The organism is Exiguobacterium sp. QJM3NY_9 (assembly GCF_056173545.1).
In genome coordinates, this window is sequence record NZ_CM149679.1 from 152,501 (window position 1) to 172,717 (window position 20,217).

19 protein-coding genes, 7 tRNA genes and 2 rRNA genes (1 of these 28 running past the window's edge) are annotated in these 20,217 nt (G+C 49.5%); 27 read left to right on the top strand and 1 reads right to left on the bottom strand.

Annotation, left to right across the window (positions count from 1 at the left end; translation table 11 throughout):
- The 20 genes from AC0VYQ_RS00890 to AC0VYQ_RS00985 all read left to right on the top strand — a co-directional run.
- Nucleotides 1-1,352: ribosomal RNA gene (locus AC0VYQ_RS00890) — 23S ribosomal RNA — on the top strand; it begins 1,563 nt to the left of the window's first position.
- Nucleotides 1,353-1,399: 47 nt separating this feature from the next.
- A 5S ribosomal RNA gene (gene rrf, locus AC0VYQ_RS00895) occupies nt 1,400-1,515 on the top strand.
- 16 nt (nt 1,516-1,531) lie between these two features.
- A tRNA-Asn gene (locus AC0VYQ_RS00900) sits at nt 1,532-1,606 on the top strand.
- Nucleotides 1,607-1,608: 2 nt separating this feature from the next.
- Nucleotides 1,609-1,683, top strand: a tRNA-Glu gene (locus tag AC0VYQ_RS00905).
- A 9-nt stretch (nt 1,684-1,692) separates the two neighbouring features.
- A tRNA-Thr gene (locus tag AC0VYQ_RS00910) sits at nt 1,693-1,765 on the top strand.
- A 33-nt stretch (nt 1,766-1,798) separates the two neighbouring features.
- Nucleotides 1,799-1,882, top strand: a tRNA-Tyr gene (locus AC0VYQ_RS00915).
- 4 nt (nt 1,883-1,886) lie between these two features.
- Nucleotides 1,887-1,959, top strand: a tRNA-Lys gene (locus tag AC0VYQ_RS00920).
- A 7-nt stretch (nt 1,960-1,966) separates the two neighbouring features.
- A tRNA-Gly gene (locus tag AC0VYQ_RS00925) sits at nt 1,967-2,038 on the top strand.
- Between the two features lie 16 nt (nt 2,039-2,054).
- Nucleotides 2,055-2,130, top strand: a tRNA-Ala gene (locus AC0VYQ_RS00930).
- A 221-nt stretch (nt 2,131-2,351) separates the two neighbouring features.
- Nucleotides 2,352-3,260: an arginase gene (gene rocF, locus AC0VYQ_RS00935; protein WP_475403993.1), complete on the top strand. Its 909-nt coding sequence runs from the start codon at nt 2,352-2,354 to the stop codon at nt 3,258-3,260.
- 125 nt (nt 3,261-3,385) lie between these two features.
- On the top strand, nt 3,386-3,949 hold the full coding sequence (sigW, locus tag AC0VYQ_RS00940) for an RNA polymerase sigma factor SigW (protein WP_029332284.1): 564 nt from the start codon (nt 3,386-3,388) through the stop codon (nt 3,947-3,949).
- A 16-nt stretch (nt 3,950-3,965) separates the two neighbouring features.
- Complete coding sequence (locus tag AC0VYQ_RS00945) at nt 3,966-4,580, top strand: anti-sigma factor (RefSeq protein ID WP_475403994.1); 615 nt, start codon at nt 3,966-3,968, stop codon at nt 4,578-4,580.
- A gap of 115 nt (nt 4,581-4,695) precedes the next feature.
- Entirely contained in the window at nt 4,696-5,520 is an 825-nt protein-coding gene (gene cdaA, locus AC0VYQ_RS00950) for a diadenylate cyclase CdaA (RefSeq protein WP_204251426.1), read from the top strand.
- The gene (locus AC0VYQ_RS00955; RefSeq protein ID WP_475403995.1) at nt 5,520-6,806 is read left to right on the top strand and encodes a CdaR family protein; all 1,287 of its coding nucleotides are present in this window, start codon (nt 5,520-5,522) and stop codon (nt 6,804-6,806) included. The genes cdaA and AC0VYQ_RS00955 overlap by 1 nt, the downstream gene beginning before the upstream one ends.
- A 29-nt stretch (nt 6,807-6,835) precedes the next feature.
- Entirely contained in the window at nt 6,836-8,191 is a 1,356-nt protein-coding gene (gene glmM / locus AC0VYQ_RS00960) for a phosphoglucosamine mutase (RefSeq protein WP_029332288.1), read from the top strand.
- Between the two features lie 998 nt (nt 8,192-9,189).
- Nucleotides 9,190-10,986, top strand: coding sequence for a glutamine--fructose-6-phosphate transaminase (isomerizing) (gene glmS, locus AC0VYQ_RS00965; protein WP_475403996.1), 1,797 nt, complete (start codon nt 9,190-9,192; stop codon nt 10,984-10,986).
- Between the two features lie 81 nt (nt 10,987-11,067).
- Entirely contained in the window at nt 11,068-11,643 is a 576-nt protein-coding gene (locus tag AC0VYQ_RS00970; protein ID WP_475403997.1) for a hypothetical protein, read from the top strand.
- 393 nt (nt 11,644-12,036) lie between these two features.
- Nucleotides 12,037-12,597 (top strand): isochorismatase family protein, encoded by a 561-nt coding sequence (locus AC0VYQ_RS00975; protein ID WP_475403998.1) that lies wholly within the window; start codon nt 12,037-12,039, stop codon nt 12,595-12,597.
- 128 nt (nt 12,598-12,725) lie between these two features.
- Nucleotides 12,726-13,622 (top strand): phosphotransferase family protein, encoded by an 897-nt coding sequence (locus tag AC0VYQ_RS00980; protein ID WP_475403999.1) that lies wholly within the window; start codon nt 12,726-12,728, stop codon nt 13,620-13,622.
- Between the two features lie 67 nt (nt 13,623-13,689).
- Nucleotides 13,690-14,682: an NAD(P)/FAD-dependent oxidoreductase gene (locus tag AC0VYQ_RS00985; RefSeq protein ID WP_475404000.1), complete on the top strand. Its 993-nt coding sequence runs from the start codon at nt 13,690-13,692 to the stop codon at nt 14,680-14,682.
- Between the two features lie 38 nt (nt 14,683-14,720).
- Here AC0VYQ_RS00985 and AC0VYQ_RS00990 read toward each other — a convergent pair whose 3' ends face one another.
- A complete protein-coding gene (locus tag AC0VYQ_RS00990; RefSeq protein ID WP_475404001.1) occupies nt 14,721-15,050 on the bottom strand; it encodes a winged helix-turn-helix transcriptional regulator in 330 nt (109 codons plus the stop codon).
- A 126-nt stretch (nt 15,051-15,176) separates the two neighbouring features.
- Between AC0VYQ_RS00990 and AC0VYQ_RS00995 the strand changes: the two genes are divergently transcribed.
- The 7 genes from AC0VYQ_RS00995 to AC0VYQ_RS01025 all read left to right on the top strand — a co-directional run bounded on the left by AC0VYQ_RS00995 (nt 15,177) and on the right by AC0VYQ_RS01025 (nt 20,158).
- Nucleotides 15,177-16,034, top strand: coding sequence for an SDR family oxidoreductase (locus AC0VYQ_RS00995; RefSeq protein WP_475404002.1), 858 nt, complete (start codon nt 15,177-15,179; stop codon nt 16,032-16,034).
- Between the two features lie 77 nt (nt 16,035-16,111).
- A complete protein-coding gene (locus AC0VYQ_RS01000; protein WP_475404003.1) occupies nt 16,112-16,963 on the top strand; it encodes a PPK2 family polyphosphate kinase in 852 nt (283 codons plus the stop codon).
- 419 nt (nt 16,964-17,382) lie between these two features.
- A complete protein-coding gene (locus AC0VYQ_RS01005) occupies nt 17,383-17,721 on the top strand; it encodes a zinc ribbon domain-containing protein YjdM (RefSeq protein WP_214805641.1) in 339 nt (112 codons plus the stop codon).
- 142 nt (nt 17,722-17,863) lie between these two features.
- Nucleotides 17,864-18,289 (top strand): DMT family transporter, encoded by a 426-nt coding sequence (locus AC0VYQ_RS01010; protein ID WP_214802732.1) that lies wholly within the window; start codon nt 17,864-17,866, stop codon nt 18,287-18,289.
- A 12-nt stretch (nt 18,290-18,301) separates the two neighbouring features.
- Nucleotides 18,302-18,970, top strand: a complete 669-nt coding sequence (locus AC0VYQ_RS01015; RefSeq protein ID WP_214811475.1) for a Crp/Fnr family transcriptional regulator — start codon at nt 18,302-18,304, stop codon at nt 18,968-18,970.
- Between the two features lie 12 nt (nt 18,971-18,982).
- Nucleotides 18,983-19,453, top strand: coding sequence for a DMT family transporter (locus AC0VYQ_RS01020; RefSeq protein ID WP_029332300.1), 471 nt, complete (start codon nt 18,983-18,985; stop codon nt 19,451-19,453).
- A gap of 3 nt (nt 19,454-19,456) precedes the next feature.
- Nucleotides 19,457-20,158: a YjjG family noncanonical pyrimidine nucleotidase gene (locus tag AC0VYQ_RS01025; protein ID WP_475404004.1), complete on the top strand. Its 702-nt coding sequence runs from the start codon at nt 19,457-19,459 to the stop codon at nt 20,156-20,158.
- Nucleotides 20,159-20,217: the final 59 nt, after the last annotated feature.

The window sequence follows — 20,217 nt, forward strand, 5'->3', positions numbered from 1 at the left end:
GAACGACGCGGAGTCCCCTAGGGACGAAGGTCACGATTTCACACTGCCAAGAAAAGCCTCTAGTGAGGTGGAAGGTGCCAGTACCGTAAACCGACACAGGTAGGCGGGATGAGAATTCTAAGACGCGCGGGATAACTCTCGTTAAGGAACTCGGCAAAATGGTCCCGTAACTTCGGGAGAAGGGACGCTCTACATGAGTAGAGCCGCAGTGAATAGGCCCAAACGACTGTTTAGCAAAAACACAGGTCTCTGCTAAATCGCAAGATGACGTATAGGGGCTGACGCCTGCCCGGTGCTGGAAGGTTAAGGGGATGGGTTAGCGCAAGCGAAGCTTTGAACCGAAGCCCCAGTAAACGGCGGCCGTAACTATAACGGTCCTAAGGTAGCGAAATTCCTTGTCGGGTAAGTTCCGACCCGCACGAAAGGCGTAACGATTTGGGCACTGTCTCAACGAGAGACCCGGTGAAATCATAGTACCTGTGAAGATGCAGGTTACCCGCGACAGGACGGAAAGACCCCATGGAGCTTTACTACAGCCTGATATTGAGGCTTTGTGCATGATGTACAGGATAGGCGGGAGACGTCGAGACCGGAGCGCCAGCTTCGGAGGAGTCACCCTTGGGATACCGCCCTTCATGCATAGAGTCTCTAACTCGCAGCCGTAATCCGGCTGGAGGACCGTGTCAGGCGGGTAGTTTGACTGGGGCGGTCGCCTCCTAAACAGTAACGGAGGCGCCCAAAGGTTCCCTCAGAATGGTTGGAAATCATTCGTAGAGCGCAAAGGCAGAAGGGAGCTTGACTGCGAGACCTACAAGTCGAGCAGGGACGAAAGTCGGGCTTAGTGATCCGGTGGTTCCGCATGGAAGGGCCATCGCTCAACGGATAAAAGCTACCCTGGGGATAACAGGCTGATCTCCCCCAAGAGTCCACATCGACGGGGAGGTTTGGCACCTCGATGTCGGCTCATCGCATCCTGGGGCTGGAGTAGGTCCCAAGGGTTGGGCTGTTCGCCCATTAAAGCGGTACGCGAGCTGGGTTCAGAACGTCGTGAGACAGTTCGGTCCCTATCCGTCGTGGGCGCAGGAAATTTGAGGAGAGCTGTCCTTAGTACGAGAGGACCGGGATGGACGCACCGCTGGTGTACCAGTTGTTCCGCCAGGAGCATCGCTGGGTAGCTACGTGCGGACGGGATAAATGCTGAAAGCATCTAAGCATGAAGCCCCCTCCAAGATGAGATTTCCCTTTGAGTAATCAAGAAAGACCCCTCAGAGACGATGAGGTAGATAGGTCACGGGTGGAAGCATGGTGACATGCGGAGCTGAGTGATACTAATCGGTCGAGGCCTTGTTCTAGCAGATGATTGTTGATGACTTCAGTTTTGAGGGCGCGAGCCCTGTCGTCTGGTGACGATAGCCAAGTGGTCACACCCGTTCCCATGCCGAACACGGAAGTTAAGCACTTGAACGCCGAAAGTAGTTGGGGGCTTCCCCCTGTGAGGATAGGACGTTGCCAGGCAATTTTGTTTTTTTATTCCGCAATAGCTCAGTGGTAGAGCAACCGGCTGTTAACCGGTAGGTCGTAGGTTCAAATCCTACTTGCGGAGCCAATGGCCCGTTGGTCAAGCGGTTAAGACACCGCCCTTTCACGGCGGTATCACGGGTTCGATTCCCGTACGGGTCACCATTTTATTGTGCCGGTGTAGCTCAGCTGGTAGAGCAACTGACTTGTAATCAGTAGGTCGCGGGTTCGACTCCTGTTGCCGGCACTGTTTTTTTAATTAAATTTTCCTAGACAAACTGGGGGGGTAGCGAAGTGGCTAAACGCGGCGGACTGTAAATCCGCTCCCTCGGGTTCGGCGGTTCGAATCCGCCCCCCCCCACCATGTCGAGCCATTAGCTCAGTTGGTAGAGCATCTGACTTTTAATCAGAGGGTCGCAGGTTCGAATCCTGCATGGCTCATTTTCTTGCGGAAGTAGTTCAGTGGTAGAATACGACCTTGCCAAGGTCGGGGTCGCGGGTTCGAATCCCGTCTTCCGCTTTTTGTTTATTTTTTTGGGGCCTTAGCTCAGCTGGGAGAGCGCCTGCCTTGCACGCAGGAGGTCAGCGGTTCGATCCCGCTAGGCTCCACCAAATTTTGCTTAAAGATCTTAAGCGAGTTTCGTTCGTCTTAAGTTTTTTTATACTTGAAATGCCTGTTAACCAGAGTACGTACGCGAAAGCACTGTGATTCCCTTCACAGTGCTTTTTTGTTGTCTTCTACTGTATAAAGATGCGTCATCTTGTCGAGTTGAACCAGCTGTATGTTACCGCTTACAATTAAGGTAACTTAATTAAGCAAAGGGGATGCGGGGATGAACATTGCATATATCAGCGTGCCATATCGTTACGGTCAAGGAAAGCCAGGAACAGAGCATGGTCCGGCAGCAGTCGAACAAGCAGGCCTATTTCAAACGTTAGCAACACATGGACAAGAAGCAGTCCGCTACGGGGAAGCGGCTGTCTTACCAGAAGACGCGATACGTGAGGAAGATGCGAAGTTAAAGCGTCTCGAAGGAGTCGTCCATACGACGAATGATTTACAGCTACTTGTACATGATGCGCTGTCCGAACGACGTTTTCCGTTACTCGTCGGGGGCGACCACAGCATGGCAATCGGAACGATCGCAGGACTTCGTCGATCGATTCCGCGGCTCGGTGCGATTTGGTTCGATGCGCATGGCGATTTAAATACACCGGAAACGTCACCTACAGGTAATATTCACGGAATGCCACTCGCTGTTGCCCTTGGGGAAGGGCATCGGCGCCTAACGGAAATCGGTGGAACAGACGTCAAGTTACAACCGGAGCATCTCGTCTTTATCGGCTTGCGTGACGTCGACCCGGGAGAACAGGAATTGATTGATCGGCTTGGCATTCGCGTTTATGACATGGAAGCGATTCGGACACGGGGAATGGAAGCCATCATGAAGGAAGCGATTGCTTACCTGAACGAAACGACAGACGCATTTTACTTAAGTTTCGACATGGATGGTCTTGACCCGAGTTTAGTCGAAGGGACGGGGACGCGGGTTGCGGATGGTGTCATGTTAGAGGATGCTCAGACCGTCTTGAACTCTTGTGCGGAACAAGAAAACTTTATTGCAGCGGAGTTCGTCGAAGTGAATCCGTTGTTAGAAGAAGGAAACGGGACGGCGATTCTTGCAAATGCTTTGATCGGAAACCTACTTCAAGCGATGAAAAACCAGCATTTAGTAAAATAATGGATAGAACTTGAACTCTTTTCATCGGGGTTCAAGTTTTTTTTGTTACAATTTAAAATGAGATGAAACATTTATCGGTCGACTCCGTATAAGAGATTGACCGCATAGAGCGGGGGGTATTTGAAGTGGAAGAAACAACACTACGCTTAATTGAGCGAGTGAAGCAAGGCGACCGTGATGCATTTGCGGCACTTGTTGATCTATATAAAGAAGGAGCATTTTTAGTTGCCTTCCGTGTATTACGTGATCGGATGGAAGCAGAAGATGCCACGCAAGAAGCCTTTATTCGCGTATTCACAAAGATTGAATCGTATAATGCACAATGGAAGTTCCGTACGTGGCTGTATCGCATCGTCACAAATGTCTCAATTGACCGCTTACGGAAGAAACGTCCAGATTATTCTCTTGATGCCGAGATGTCGGGCACTGAAGGATTGACGCTGTATTCCCAGCTTGAAAGTAAGGAGCAATTGCCAGAAGATCAAGTCGTTGATTCAGAAGAACGAAATGCTGTCGGTGACGCGATTGCCGCTTTACCTGAAAAATATCGTATTCCACTTGTCTTGAAATATATTGAAGATCTTTCATTAAAGGAAATCAGTGAAATGATCGACCTACCTGTCGCCACAGTCAAAACTAGAATTCACCGTGGCCGCGAAGCGCTGAAGAAGCACTTCGGAACGCGGTGAGAAGGAGGATCTCACCATGACACGAGAACACGTAAACGAACGCATCCAAGATTATTTAGACCAAAACCAACCTCCAGAAGACTTTAAGCAACTCGAAGCGGAGTTACGGGAGGCGAATGCGATGGACGACTTCGAAGAGTATCGACTCCTCGATGCACAGTTACGCACGCTTCCGAAGCCGAAGCTATCGGCAGACTTTACATCCCGCGTGCTGGCACAACTGCCCGAACAGGTGGACACGTCGAATGTGACACCGCTTCGTAAGACTTCTCGTTTTGGAGGGAAGATGAAACAGTACCCACTCCTTGCAGCTGCCTCGATCTTTGCGTTACTTTCGGTCGGTAGCCTCGGGGGGTACATGACGCAAGAAGATAAAGACTTGTCGTATACGAACGTTCCCGGTATCGTCGCTGAAAATGGCGAGGTCGTTGTTCCAAAAGGAGTGACGGTCAATCAAGATTTATACGTCGAAGGCGGCAATGTCCGGATTGAAGGCAAAGTCAACGGAGACGTCATGACCGTGGACGGGACGGCTTATACAGCCAGTGCCGGAAACGTGACTGGAGAAATTAAAGAAATCGATCAGTTGTTCGAACGCGTCTGGTATGGAATCAAACGAATCTTTGATTAATCAGTTGGGGCGAGTCTAACTCGCCCCTTTATGCTATAATGAAAGCTGTTTAAATTAGATGAGATAGGGGGCACGGTTGGTGAATTACTTCAACTGGCAACCACTTCAATTTCAAATGTTGAAACTGGGCGAAAACGTACACTGGTACGATTATATTAATGATGTGCTTGATATCGCGGTCGTGACATTCGTCATTTACCGCCTGATGATTATCGTCAAAGGCACAAAAGCGGTTCAATTGATTAAAGGGATTTCTGTCATTTTGATCAGCTGGTTCTTAAGCGGCTTCTTCGGACTGAAGACCTTACAATTTCTATTGAATCAAATCATCACCTATGGATTACTCGGGATTATCATCATCTTCCAGCCAGAGCTCCGTCGAGGACTGGAGCACCTGGGACGAACGAGTAAATTCTTTTCACGGAGTGCCATCAGTGATGAAGATGAACAAACGCGAATCGTCGACGCACTCGTTTCGTCAGCACAATACATGTCGAAACGCCGGATTGGTGCGCTCGTCACGTTTGAACGGGAAACCGGTCTCAGTGAATATGTCGAGACGGGGATTCCGCTCGGTTCTCAAATTACGAGTCAGCTTTTGATTAACCTCTTTATCCCGAACACGCCGTTGCATGATGGTGCCGTCATCGTTCAGCAAGGCAAACTTGCGGCAGCGGCTTGTTATTTACCGCTCTCAGAAAGTGCCCACATCTCTAAAGATCTCGGGACGCGTCACCGGGCCGCGATTGGTGTCAGTGAAGTTACGGATAGTGTCACGCTTGTCGTATCGGAAGAGACGGGAGGCGTATCTCTCGCAATCAATGGTCGTCTTTACCGGGAACTCGACGAAGATTCGCTTCGGACGAAGTTGCTTGAGACGCTCGTCAAAGTCGAACCGGCGAATACGTCCTTCTTTAACTGGATGGGGGCGAAAAAATAATGTTCGAAAAGTGGTTCAATGAACGATGGTTTTTACGAATCGTTGCGGTACTACTTGCTGTGATGCTCTATTTGATGGTCGCAGGCTCGAGTTCGAGCGGGAAAAGTGACGCGGCGAGTCTATTGCCGATCGCTGGTCAGGGCTCGACGACGTTTGACGTAACGGTCACAGTGAATTATGATGAATCGCAGTGGGTCGCCTATAATATTCCAACTACAATCGAAACGACGGTCAAAGGACCATCGAGTAGCTTGACGATGCTTCGCCTCGTCAAAGACTTTGGTCTATCGTTAGATTTAGAGGGACTCGACCCTGGGTACCACCGTGTTCGTGTGACAGCGAATGGTTTTGGAAAAGATGTTGAAGTGACACCGAAACAGGAGACGGTCGAAGTTTTTCTTGATAAAAAAGTCACGAAACAAGTCCCGGTTCAAGTCGCTTTACTCAACAAAAATAAAATCGCCGAAGGGTATGTCGTCGGTGAAGCACAACCGAGTAAACAAACGGTTGCTGTGACAGGAGGAGCAGAAAAGCTCCAAGCCATCACATCGATTCAAGTCCCGATCGACGTGACAGGTCGCGCGTCGACCTTCATGGAGTCGTTCAACGTCAAAGCGACGGATACGAATGGGAACGCGATTAGCGCGACGTACGATCCGGAACAGCTTGAAGTGACAGTTCCTGTCTATAAGGAGAGTAAAACAGTCCCGATCAACGTTAAAACAACAGGTAGCGTCAAAAAAGGCTACAAGGTCGTCAAAATCGTTCCCGTCGTCACGGAAGCGCGTCTGTACGGAACGAAGGAAGAATTGACGCGAATCGGTTCAGTCGATACAAAGGCAATCTCACTAAAAGGATTGACGAAGACGACCGATAAGACGATCGAACTCGTCGAACCGGATAATGTGACGGCAATGGATCCGACTTCGATTACGGTCAGTATCGTCGTCGAGAAAGAAAATGCTAAATCGACGACGGAAACGGTCGAGGAGCGAGCAGAGAAGACGATTACAGGTGTTCCTGTGACGCTTAACGGTTTCGACGAGTCGAAGTATACAATTGACTATGCTGAAACGATTGATCTCGTCGTCCGTGGCAGCGAAGCGGACTTAGCTTCGATTGATGCAACCGACATCAAGGCTGTCATCGACGTAACAGGATTAAAAGAAGGCACACACGGCTTACCGATTTCATATCAGACATCTAAAGCATTCGATGTCTTACGACCGGATAACATGGACGTCACGTTAAAGACGATTCCCCGGACATCGGTACAGACCAATTAAAACCAATCAGTGAAATGAGGAAATAGCACATGGGTAAGTATTTTGGAACTGACGGCGTCCGCGGCGTCGCAAACGTAGAATTGACACCGGAACTCGCCTACCGTCTTGGACGGATTGGCGGATACGTGTTGACGAAACACGAGAGCACACGTCCGAAAGTCTTGATCGGACGCGATACACGCGTCTCGGGTCAAATGCTTGAGAACGCGATGATTGCAGGATTGTTATCAATCGGCGCGGAAGTCATGCGTCTTGGTGTCATCTCGACACCGGGCGTCGCGTACTTGACGAAGACGATGGATGCGACAGCAGGCGTCATGATCTCAGCCTCACATAATCCAGTCGAAGACAACGGAATCAAGTTCTTCGGAACAGACGGATTTAAGCTCAATGATGCAACAGAACTTGAAATCGAAGCATTGCTCGACGAAACAGAGGACACACTCCCACGACCAGCAGGGAAAGAACTTGGTTTCGTTCACGATTATTATGAAGGTGCGCAAAAATACCTCCATATGCTTCGTCAAACATCGGATGAAGATTTCTCTGGGATTCATGTCGCAATCGATGGCGCGCACGGCGCGACATCAAGCCTTGCACCACGTTTGTTCGGGGACCTCGAAGCAGAAGTCTCAACAATCGGTACAACACCAAACGGCTTGAACATCAATGATGGTGTCGGGTCAACACATCCGGAGCACCTCGCGGCATTCGTCAAAGAGAAAAGTGCCGACGTCGGTCTCTCGTTCGATGGTGACGGCGATCGTTTGATTGCAGTCGATGAGAACGGCGATATCGTCGATGGCGATAAAATTATGTTCATCTGCGGAAAATACTTGAACGAAATCGGTCGTTTGAAAGATAACACGATTGTCGCGACAGTCATGAGTAACCTCGGCTTCCATAAAACGGTCGCAGAACATGGCATGACGGCATTACAAACAGCGGTCGGTGACCGTTACGTCGTCGAAGAGATGCGTAAAAACGACTACACGCTCGGTGGCGAACAGTCAGGTCACATCATCTTCATGGATTACTCGACGACAGGCGACGGCATGTTGTCTGGCGTTCAGTTGCTCCAAATCATGAAGGCGACAGGCAAGAAGTTATCGGAACTCGCAGCCGAGATGCCAATCTTCCCGCAACGTCTTGTCAACATTCGTGTATCGGATAAGAATGGGGCAATGAACGGTCCTGCCGTCCAAGCGATCATTGCGGAAGTCGAAGCGGAAATGGCTGGAAACGGTCGAATTCTCGTTCGTGCGTCTGGAACAGAACCACTCGTTCGTGTCATGGCGGAAGCAGAGTCGCAAGAAGCATGTGACATGTACGTCGAGCGGATCGCGAACGTCGTGCGTGAAAATTACGCATTACAAGAAAATTGAGTCAACGAAAAGGAGTAGCTACGTGCTGCTCCTTTTTTGTTCGACTAATGGACGAACTTTTAAGGAGGGAACTCGTCACGAACCCATTGTCCCTCTGCCCGCTTTTCTCAGGCGGAACGCAAGCCGCGGTCAGCTTGTGGCTGCCCGGGTCTCGCTTGTTCCTGTCGGAAGCGGAGCTTCCTTTTCCTGTAGAAGTCGGACAGGGGTACGGGTTCGTTTCAGAAATAGCGTGGGTCTGGAGTAGGAACAGTGTTTGGATCATAGGAGAGAGAAGGGGACGACACCGCTGTCCTCTGCCCGCTTTTCTCAGACGGAACGCAAGCCGCGGCCAGCTTGGGGCTGCCCGGGTCTCGCCTGTTCCTGTCGGAAGCAGAGCTTCCTTTTCCTGTAGAAGTCGGACAGGGGTACGGGTTCATTTCAGGAGTAGCGTGGGTCTGGAGTAGGAACAGTGTTTGGATCATAGGAGAGAGAAGGGGACGACACCGCTGTCCTCTGCCCGCTTTTCTCAGACGGAACGCAAGCCGCGGCCAGCTTGGGGTTGTTCGGGTCTCGCCTGTTCCTGTCGGAAGCAGAGCTTCCTTTTCCTGTAGAAGTCGGACAGGGGTACGGGTTCGTTCGAAGGTGGAGAAGTAATATAAAGATGAATGATTCTTTTTTTACAAAATCTAGGTATTAGAGGTATTGTTTAGAAAGATATCGGGAATAGTTACAAATACGTTACCTTCCTTGCTTTTTCCAATTAAAGTTCGTATGATTGTAAAGTCGGACAGAAACGGAGTCGGACAGAAACAGAAGCGCCAGGGCTGACTATGTGATAGGCAGCTGACGAGGTGGAGGTTTATCGAATCATTCGGCGGATGCCTCCCGGTACCTTATCAGTACCGTAAACTTACTTGAAATCGTCTAAGTGATTAGATGGACAAACAAGCAAGTGCTGATAACTCTCGACAAGAGCCGTTTCCTCTTCAGGGAAATACTTGATATGGGAGAGAATCAATATGTGCGGAATCGTAGGTATGATCGGAGAAGTTAACACGAAAGAAATTTTACTAAAGGGTCTCGAAAAACTCGAGTACCGCGGTTATGACTCGGCAGGTCTTGCGTTCGTCAATGACGGCGTTCAGGTTCATAAAGAAGTCGGTCGCATCGCTGCGCTACGCGAAGTCGTCCCTGCAGATGCAGACGGTACAGTAGGAATCGGTCACACACGTTGGGCAACACACGGCGTACCAAGTGTCCCGAACGCGCACCCGCATCAAAGTGCATCATCACGCTTTACACTCGTGCATAACGGTGTCATCGAAAACGATGAGCAGTTAAAAGCAGAACTCAATGTCGATTTACTCAGCGACACGGATACAGAAGTCATCGTTCAGATGATTGAAAAGAACTTTGACGCAACAGGTGATGTCACGGAAGCCTTCCGTCAAACACTTCGCGTGCTTCACGGTTCGTATGCGCTCGCTTTAATCGATGCAGAAAACCCGGACGTTCTTTATATCGCAAAAAATAAATCACCACTTCTCGTTGGTCTCGGAGACGGCACGTTCAACGTCGTTGCGTCTGACGCAATGGCCATGCTTCAAGTGACGGATCAGTTCGTTGAGTTACATGACGGTGAAATGATTATCTTAACGCGTGACAGTGTCACAATCCAGGACTTAGACGGAAACGTCCAAGAGCGTGACGCGTATACAGCTGAAATCGATGCATCAGATATCGAAAAAGGAACGTACGCGCACTATATGCTTAAAGAAATGGACGAGCAACCGGCGGTCATCCGGAACATCGTTCAGAAGTACCAAAACGAAGCTGGCGACATCACACTCGATCAGTCAGTCCGTGATTTAGTCCTCGGACGTGACCGTGTCTACATCATCGGTTGCGGAACAAGCTACCATGCAGGATTGATCGGGAAACAATTGATTGAACAAATCGCGGGGATTCCGGCAGAGGTCCACATCTCATCTGAATTCGGCTACAACATGCCACTTTTGACAGAGAAACCACTCTTCCTCTTCCTTTCACAATCAGGTGAAACAGCGGACAGCCGCGCGGTTCTCGTCGAAGCGAAAAAACTTGGTCACCCGGCACTGACAATCACGAACGTTGCAGGATCTACTCTGTCACGTGAAGCGAACGCAACACTCTTGTTGCATGCCGGTCCTGAAATCGCGGTTGCCTCTACAAAAGCATACACAGCGCAAATCGCTGTTCTTGCGGTCCTTGCGTTTGACCTGGCTCAAGCAAAAGGCGTCGACGTCAACTTCGATCTCATGAAAGAACTCGGTAAAATTTCAAGCGCGATGGAATCCGTCATGTCACAAAAAGAACGGTTCCAAGAGATCGCTTCAGAATACTTGTCTGAATCACGCAATGCGTTCTTCATCGGTCGCGGTCAAGATGCGTATGTCGGAATGGAAGGGGCCCTCAAGCTCAAAGAAATTTCGTACATCCAGGCAGAAGGTTATGCCGGCGGCGAATTGAAACACGGTCCAATCGCTTTGATTGAAGACAATACACCGGTCATCGCCCTCGTGACACAACCGCACGTTCACCTCAACAACCGAGGCAACGTTAAGGAAGTCGTTGCACGTGGCGCGAACGCATGTGTCATCGCTTCAGAAGGTCTCGAATTGCCGACGGATGCATTCGTCATCCCGTCAGTCGAGCCGCTCTTGTCACCATTACTTTCAGTCTTACCACTTCAGTTGATCTCGTACTACGCGGCACTCGGTCGTGATTGCGACGTCGACAAACCACGTAACTTGGCGAAATCGGTAACAGTCGAATAAAAACATTCAAGTCATACTCCTTCCAGTTGGAGTATGACTTTTTTATTACCTAACACTGAAGGAATGAGTGGTGAAACACATATGCAAATGAAAACAAACTGGCTTCAAGCTTTTCCGCAATCCTGTGCAGTAGACGTGGAGGCTGTGAGACGTCTCTTCCCACACCGATTGTTTAGACCGGTGACGTGGGGGACGATTGAAATCGCGTATTGGCAAGAAAAGTTGAATTTGCCGTCTCGCGTGTACTTGGATGAAGTACCAGAGGTGAAAATCGAGACGTTGACGAAACAACAACGGTGGCTGCTCTATTGCTTGTATACGCGCCATCACAATGGTTATATCCGCGAGAAATATGTTCAACGATTACAAGAAGAACAGGCGGATACAGACTGGGTGTTGCTTTATCTAATTGAGTTGACCGGGGAATATGTGAGTGAAATTCTAGAACGAATCGAGCCGATTTTAGAGCGGTGGCCTGAGGAAAATCTGTGTTCCTTTCTACAAGCAAATGATGTTTACATGACACGGATTGAGCGTCGCATCATCAGCTACTGGAATGTATATCAGCGGACATCTTATCCACTCTTAGGGGATTCAGCCTATGTCGGATTTCGACTTGCAAAATACTACCGTTTACGCAAGGTAACAAAGCAGTAGAAATACTGAAATCGAGTAATCGTCAATAGACCGTACACGCTCAACAGAGAGTGTACGGTCTATTTGTTAGTTCATCATGGACTGAAGATAGAAGAAGCTTAGCAAAACAAGCGAAATCAAAAAGCAGACGAACAGATTTTTTATGAAGACGTTCCGTGAAAGGCGCCGGTTCATGATCATCTTATCGAGAAACAGATTAACAGCTAAGACAATTACGAAAATCACGAAAAAGAGTGGCAATAGGTCCATATGTAACATCCTTTCCATCATCTTATTCAACGCATCAAGTCAATCAAAAGTTTCGCAAAGCTTAAAATCTTTTGTGAAAAACAGGATTTTCCAGTAGGGAAGGGAAAAAAGAAAAGTAAAGAAACCAAAAGGAGGGACATTCAGATGCGACAAGCAGTACTCATTATTGATTTTCAACAGGATCTCGTCGAAGGTACGGTAGAAGAGTCAGGTGTTCATGCGAAAGATGCCGTCAGTCAGGTCATCAATCAAGTCGTGCAAGAAGCGCGGAATCATGCTCATACGATTGTCTTCATCCGGGATCTTGATGTCGCGGACGGAAACGGACCGGGGTTTGAGGTGCACGCCTCAATTCAGATTCCAGATCAGGTGGTGACGTTCGATAAAGCTGCAACGAATGCGTTTCACGGGACACCACTGCTTGAGTATCTGAATGAACGACAAATCGAACATGTCGTCATCCTCGGCTGTAAGACGGAACACTGCATCGATACCGCGGTCCGCAGTGCAACCGTCAATGGATTTGATGTGACGCTCGTTGCTGACGGACATACGACGAACGGCTCCGATGTTTTATCGGCGGATTTGATGATTGCCCATCACAATCAAGTCTTGCACGGTCACTACAATGTCGAACATTTTGCGCTTGTCCGCCCCTCATCGGAGAAGTTATTTGAACCGATCCACGATCAGCACAGAACATAAAGGAGTGAAGTTATGATTGAACTGCGAAAGATAAAAGAGACTGTTTATTTAACCTATCAGATGTTCGGTACAGCCGCGATTGACGGACTGCCCGGTGAAATCCTTGAAAAACGACTAGGGGATGCATTATGACCCGCGAAGAGTGGATTCAATCGTTTGAGCTCGATGTAGCAGAGATTTTTTCCGTCACGGATTCGTACAGTTCCGAAGTCGACCGGCTGGTTCTGCGTGACGGGCAGACTGTTTTTTTAAAGCGACCCTATACGGCTGATAAATGGTACCGGGAGCACGGATGGCTGACGTATTTGGCCGACCGTGTCGCCGTTCCGAAAATCCTTGCAGAAGCACCGCCAACGCCGCAGACGACGGGAGCTTTCGTACTGGAGGCATTAGCCGGTGCGACAATCGAGACGGTGACACCGACACTAGCCACACAAATCGGACAGCTTCACGCGACTTTACATACCTGTACGCATGAGACCTATGGTGATTTTGAACAAAACGGCTTCACCGCGTTTACCTCACAGGACTGGCGTGTCTTCCGAAATGCGAAGATGACCTCATTCGAGCCGGCGATTCAACAAGTTTTGCCGCCTGCCCTTTATCAAGCCGCCTTTACAGAATTAAAGCGGCGTGAACATGAGTTACCGGAACCGTCGCGTCCGGTCGCCGTCCATCTCGATTTCCGACTCGGGAATCTGCTCGCAGACGGCGGAAACCTCACTGGACTGATCGACTTTGAAACTTCACGTTTCGGAGCGACGGAGATCGACTTCACGAAACTCGACCGGGACGTATTCCAAGGTGGCAGCGCTCTGCTGGATGCTTATCAAAACGGATACGGCCAAATTCGGACACCGGAACCGATTGAAGTTTATTTGCCGTACTACCGTCTGTTTGAAGCACTGACGGGAATCGGTTGGTGCGTCCAGCGTGGGTTAGCGCAGCACCAACAGTTTTTTAACAACAACCATGCCTGCTTATTAATTGAACTCGAACGGACGAGCATATTCGAAGAACGTTAAAAGACGTGATTTGACAGTCAAACCGCTATACTTGTGGAAATGAAGCAAGTGGAGGGGGATGTATCAGATGGAACAACCAAAACGAATCGGAATTATCGGCGGTGGACTTGCGGGGACGTTCGCTGCCCGTCAATTACAAGTCGAAGGATACGAGGTCGAGATCATCGAAAAAAGCCAAAGCGTCGGGGGACGCATGGCGACACGACGAATCGATCAGGGAAAGGCGGACCACGGAGCTGTCTTTTTCACCGTCCGGACGGATGAACTGGCGCAGGAAGTCGATGAATGGCTCGAACGCGGATTGATCCGGAAATGGTTCGGTGATGATTTTCCACGATATATCGCGATTAACGGGATGAATCAACTCGTTCAGTCGATTGCACGAGGGATTCCGGTCCACTTGAATGAACAGGTCGGACGGATTGAAGCGGACGCAACCACGCTCCGGACGATTGCAGATAGCCGGACACGAGTCTATGACGCGATGCTGGTGACGGCACCCGTCCCGCAAGCCTATGACTTGCTGCAAGCGTCCCGGCTGACGCTTGACGCAGCCGATCACGCAGCGTTAGGTCGTGTCACGTTCGAACCGACATTCGTCGGCCTGTTTGAACTGAAGGAACCATGCGAAATCGGGCAGGTCGGTCTAGAGGACGAAGGACTTGTCCCCGGGATGCTGAAGCTTGTCAACAACGCAGAAAAAGAAATCTCGGCGACACCGTTACTGAGTGTCTACATGACGGGTGAGTGGAGTGAAGCCTGGTATGAAAAAGGAGAGGCGGTCACGCTTGCTGAAATCGAACGGCTCCTTCAAGCACAACTCGGTCCCGTCGAACTCGTTTCCCGTCAATTAAAACGATGGCGTTACGCCCAGGCACGCGATGTTTTCCACACGCCGTTTCTAAAACTGAATCACCATCCGCTCTGGCTTGCCGGGGATGCCTTCCTTGAAGCGGATGATGCCTCGGGACGGACACGGGTTGAGAGTGCCGTCATTTCTGGTCTGCGTGTTGCAGCGACAATCGATGCGCATTTTAAGCAAAACGTTCTGACGAAATGAAGTAAAAGCAGGAGTATGCGACATGGCATGCTCCTTTATTATTGTTCAGATTCTGAAATGTGCGACATGCTCCAAGCAGCCATTGCATCTAAAATCGGCAAAAAACTAAGTCCAGTGTCGGTCAATGAGTATTCGACCTTTATCGGGACTTCCCGGTAGACTTTTCGAAGCAACATGCCATCCTGCTCAAGTTCGCGTAGTTGACGTGCTAAGATGCCCTTAGAAATTCCGGGCAGCAGACGTTGTAAGGAACCAAAGCGTTGTGTTCCTTGTTTGAGATGCCACAGGATGAGGATTTTCCATTTACCAGAAATGATGGTTTGTACACGAGTGACCGGACAAGCCGTCCGCTGTTCGGTAAGATTCATTTAGTGTCCTCCAATGGTTCTGTTTAGGTGACCAAGTATCTAAAAGGTGCCTACTAGGATTAGTGTACCACCTGTAATAAGATTAGGTACAGGATAGGCATTTGATAGAAAAAGGAGCGAATACCCATGAAGCTATTGATTACAGGAGCAACTGGAAAACTAGGAACTAAGATTGTCGATCATCTGTTAGGGCGGATCAGTGCGGACGACCTTGTCGTCAGTGTCCGAAATGTCGAAAAAGCAGCGAATCTCAAAGAACGTGGTGTCGAAGTCCGTCATGGAGATTTTGATGTGCCAACTACGTTAGCAACGACCTTTGCAGGGATTGATCGTTTGTTGATCATTTCAACGGACGGGGAAGAAGCTACACGGATCCGGCAACACACGGTAGCAGTCGAGGCAGCACAGGCTGCAGGCGTCGGCCTGATTGCCTACACGAGTATTGCCAATGCACAAGCAAGTCAAAATTTCTTGGCACGGACGCACCAGGTAACAGAACGATTGATTGAACAGACAGGTATCCCATATGTTTTCTTCCGGAACAACTGGTATCTTGAAAACGAGCAGGCGACGATTGACGCTGTACGTAACGGAGCAGACTGGCTGACAGCAGCGGGTGACGGAAAAGTCGGTTGGGCGTTGCAGGACGACTATGCAGAAGCAATCGCTACTGTTTTGACAACAGATGCTCCAAAACAAGCTATCTATGAACTGTCGGGTTCATTGTTGACACAAACAGAAATCGCTCAAGCACTTGGGACAGTTCTTGCTCGACCTGTCACTGTTCAACAAGTGGATGTAGCAACGTATGCTGATATCATGAAACAAGCGGGTCTCCCGGACTTCCTCATCCCGATGCTTGTCTCGATTCAAGAAGGGATCGCAAACGATACGCTTGCTGTTGAAAGTCAGGACTTTGCACAAATTCTCGGTCGCCCACCTGTCGTAATCAACGATGCATTAGAACGATTGATTAAAAGATAAGTTCATTTGAACGGGTTTTCCGAAGTCCTTCTCAGGGTATTCTTTTGAGAGTGAGCGAAAGTTAGAGGAGGATTCAAATGGACATCAAAAAATATCGAGTCGCTCCGGATGCGAACGTCAGTTTAGCTGATTACCAAACATCTGATCCGGACCGGATTTCTGAAGAACAATTACTCAAGACATATATTCCAGATAGCGTTGAGGAATTGAAAGAGCTACATTGGCGGCTTCATGCAGAAGAAAAACAGGGCATTCTTGTCGTTCTGCAGGCAATCGATGCCGGTGGGAAAGATGAAGCGATCAGCTATATCTTTTCAAATCTAAATGCTCAGGGCTTGAAGACGATTTCCGTCAAGAAACCGTCAGAAGAAGAACAAAAACACGATTTTCTATGGCGGATTCATGACGGGTTGCCGGCCAAGGGCGAAGTCGGGATTTTGAACCGCTCGTATTATGAAGACGTCATTGCACCGCGTATTCATAACCTGCTTGAGGAGGAAGAGCTCCCGAACAATCAAGACGTTTGGCAGATGCGGTACCGGCAAATCAATGACTTCGAGCGGTACCTGGTCGAGAACGGCGTCCGTGTCGTCAAGTTTCTCTTTAACGTCTCAAAAGACAAACAAAAGGAACGGTTGCTCGAACGGATGAAAGACCCGAAAAAGAACTTCGAGTTTTCGTTCAGTGACGTTGAGGAGCGGGAACATTGGGATGAGTATCAAGACATCTTTGCCGATTTGATTTCAAACACATCAACGGAAAATGCGCCATGGTACGTGCTACCGGCCGATGATGACTGGTTCGGACGTTACATCGTGACAGAAGTCATGAACGACGTTTTACGCGATATCGATCCGCAGTTTCCTGAAGTGTCGGACGAGGATCAAGAAAAACTAGATGAAGCAATCAAAAAGCTGGAAAATGAATAATCAAAACCGTTCATCGTCTGACGATGAACGGTTTTTTAGGCTGTAGACAAAGTTCTATCGGGAGATAAAGCGTCGCGTTTCGTTGACTCCTACGGGGGAAGAAACGAAACGTGACGCTTAGGTAATACCGTGACAGAAATCCAGTCATGCAGACGGTTTAGAGCGCAATCCGTCTCGAATCGCTTAGAACCGCGAAAAGCAATCGGTCGCGACCCTGCAGCTTTGCTGTAGCGGTACGGAAGATTGCCGCTTTGAAGACGAGGCGAGACAGGGCAACGCGAACGGATTGCCTCTCGTTCTAGCATATTCACGCTTTATAAGAGGTTGTCTAAGCATTGTTTTAATTTATTATCTTCGTTTTTGTCAGACACGTTATACTAAACAAAGAAGAAACAATGAAAGACTTGGAGGAATCACACATGACTGAATATCCAAACTGTCCGAACTGTGGATCGAGCTATACATATGAAGACGGAAATCTGTTCGTCTGCCCGGAATGTGCCCATGAATGGACGCAGGCGGAAGCGGACGTGACTGAAGAGACGGCGGTCATCCGTGACGCGAACGGAAACGAATTGCATGACGGTGACACGATTACGGTCATCAAAGACTTGAAGGTCAAAGGCACATCGCTCGTCGTCAAACAAGGAACCCGTGTTAAAGGAATTCGTCTCGTCGAGGGAGACCACGACATCGATTGCAAGATTGATGGACTCGGCGCAATGAAGCTGAAATCCGAGTTCGTTAAAAAAATCTGAAGTAAAAACCGCCAGTCAAGTGGACTTGGCGGTTTTGTGTTTTCGACGAATGAATTTATGTTCAGGACAAATGTCCTTTATCAATCATCCACCGTCGTTTTAGGATAGGATGAAAGAAGATAACGAAAGGAAGGCGATACAGATGCGAGGCATCCTTTTTGCAATCAGCGGCGGTTTTTTCCTGACGCTCCAAAGTGTCGCCAATGCCCGGATCAGTGATGGCATCGGGACCTGGCAGGCAGCGACCGTGACCCAAATGACAGGCTTCATCGTCGCCTTATTGATCACATTCGCTTTACGCGACCGGACGTTTCAAGAGATGCGCCACGTCAAGCCGCTTTATCTATCAGGAGGCGCACTGGCGGCGGCTGTTTTGTTCAGTAATATCACAGCCGTGCATTTGATGGGTGTGACATTGACGATTTCACTCTTTTTGATCGCCCAGCTTGGTCTGGCCCTTCTAATTGACTGGAACGGATGGTTCGGGATGATGAAACGTCGGTTGCAGCTGCCGCAAGTCATCGGAATTTTGTTGATGGTCGGCGGTGTCTTAATCTTGAAACTATAAGGAGGGATTCGCGTGGAGGATGAGCGACTTGCGACATACTTGGACCGTTTTCAATTGACGCATGTCTTTGACGAGCGCTTACGCCGTCATCTCGAACGTGTCGAGGTCGAACCGGGCGAATACTTGTGCCAGCAGGGCGATGACGCGAAACAGCTGTATTTGCTCGTCGAAGGAAAGTTGAAGATCACACATATGTCAGCGGCCGGACGACGGCTCGTTCTTTCCTTCAAGCATCCGTTCGATCTGGTCGGCGATATCGAATATGTCCGCCGTATCCCCTTGATGAACACGGTCGAGGCTGTAACGCCGGTCCAAGTCTTCCGAATCAGTTACGCGGCACTTGAACAGGTCGGAACGGATAATCCGGCGTTCTTACGTTTTTTGCTCGAGACGATTACGATGAAGTTCGAACTGAAATCGCACTCGATGAGCTTCAACCTGTTATATCCGGTCGAAGTCCGGCTCGCGAGTTATCTGTTGTCGATGACACCGGAAAAACAAACTCTGCCGGTCACGGATTTAGTCGATGCAGCGGATTTGATCGGGACGAGCTACCGGCACCTGAACCGGGTATTGCTCCAGTTCAGCCGGGATGGATTGATTGACCGGACGAAACGGACGATTGAGATTATCGACCGCGCGGGTTTAATGGAGCGTGTCGGGGAAAGTATTTATGAATAGGAGGCAAGCACGATGACACTTGGGATTTTACTCGCCTTATTTGGCGGGATGCTCGTCTGTATTCAAAACACCTTTAACGCCAAAGTCAAAGAACGGGTCGGAGCCTGGGCAACGACGACGTTAGTCCTTGGACTCGGCTTTCTCGCTTCGCTGACGATTGGATTGCTCGTTGAAGGGACGGCACTTTTTTCTTTGACCGGTATGCAGCCGTGGTTTTGGTTCAGCGGCATCATCGGTGTCGGTGTCGTCCTGTCTGTGACGCAAGGCGTTCAGCAACTCGGACCGAGCTACGCGATCTCGATCGTCATGGTCTCACAAATCCTCTTTGCCCTGCTGTGGGACACGCTCGGGTGGTTCGGTCTCGAACAGGTCGCCTTCACATGGACGAAGGCAGTCGGCGTTCTCTTGATTGGCGGCGGGGTGCTTTTGTTCCAACTCGGCGGGAAGCTGACAGAAAAACGGATCTTACGAAAAGGAGCATGACGGATGAACTATACAACATTACTCTTTGATATCGATCATACTTTACTTGATTTTGACGCAACGGAACGCTGGGCGCTGCGAAAACTATTCGTGGACGAACAGCTCGAATGGACGGAAGAACGTGAAACCCGGTACCGGTCCATTAACAAAGCCTTATGGGCAGCCCTCGAACGGGGGGAAGTGACTCGAGACGCAGTCATCTCGGAACGTTTCGTGACGTTTTTTGCAGAGCAGGGACGGGTAGTCGACGGGAAACAGATGGATGAGCGCTACCGAACGTATCTCGGTCAGGGAACGGATTTGATTGACGGGGCACACGAATTGCTCGAGCAGTTAAAAGGACATTACCGGCTCTACGTCGTGACGAACGGTGTCTCGCGGACACAACATGCACGGCTCGCTGGTTCAGGACTGTCGCCATACTTCGACGAGATTTTTGTTTCGGAAGACACGGGTTATCAAAAACCGATGCGTGCTTTCTTTACGTATGTGTTCGACCGGATTCCGGCATTCCGTCCGGAGCAGACACTGCTCATCGGTGACTCCCTGACTGCAGATATCCAAGGCGGTCTTTCAGCCGGAATTGATACGTGTTGGTTTAACCCGGGTCAGGAAACGGCTCCCGTTGAATTGACACCGACCTACGCCATAGAACGGCTCGAACAGTTGCTTGATCTGTTGCGGACGACGGAACGAGTCCGCTGACGAAAATAGGTCAAGATTGTTTGACGCGAAGCGATAAAAGACTAGAAAAGGAGCAGGTT